Below are 731 nucleotides of genomic sequence, written 5' to 3'. Positions count from 1 at the left end.
GACCTAATGAAACAGTTAATAATGCTACTACTGCCATACCTATTCTACCTACAAATGGATTTAATCCATAGTATTCAGTTAAAGTTGCTCCCGCTCCTGAAATCATTACTACGAAAACACCAAATAAGAATAAAGGTCCAAACCACTCAAAGAATATTCCTAAATACTTACCACAATAAACACGATAAATTTTGATAGGTTCCTTAAGTTGAAGTTCTTTACCTTTTGACATTACTGAAGCACCCATCCATGAGAATAATACCATTGAAATTATCCCACCAATAATACCTGCAAACCCATAAAAAGTGAAGAATTGCATTATTTCTTGTCCTGTTGCAAATCCAGAACCGATTACTGTTGCTACATAAGCTCCTGCGAAACTGATGACTGTTTTAACATTTACTTTTTCTGACATATCTCAGTTACCTCCCCACGTGAAATTTTTTCATCTGCTTAATTACTTCGATAAACTACTTACAATTTCCTTTAACATAAAATCCATGATAACTGTTTTAAAATTTTTTGTATAATAACTTAAAACTTATAATATACTTTTTATACAGTATACCTCCCTTCATACAATTCTTTAAATTATTTTTGTTTAAGTAGTTATTATATGTATAAAATTAATTTCCCTATAAACTATATATTAGTCATATTTTTCTGAATAGTCAATATATATTTGAATATTTTCTCTATTTTTGTAAAAATTTGAATATTTGGTTAGGTTT

Annotated in this window: 1 pseudogene; it reads right to left on the bottom strand. The window is 28.6% G+C overall.

From position 1 onward, the window contains the following. Positions 1 to 415: pseudogene (locus KGF52_RS21035) on the bottom strand (hypothetical protein); the annotation flags it as partial. Positions 416 to 731 lie beyond the last annotated feature (316 nt).

The organism is Clostridioides sp. ZZV15-6597 (genome assembly GCF_020657815.1).
Taxonomy (GTDB): domain Bacteria; phylum Bacillota; class Clostridia; order Peptostreptococcales; family Peptostreptococcaceae; genus Clostridioides.
Note: the sequence above shows the minus strand (reverse complement) of the source record. Positions and strands in the feature narration are given on the sequence as shown.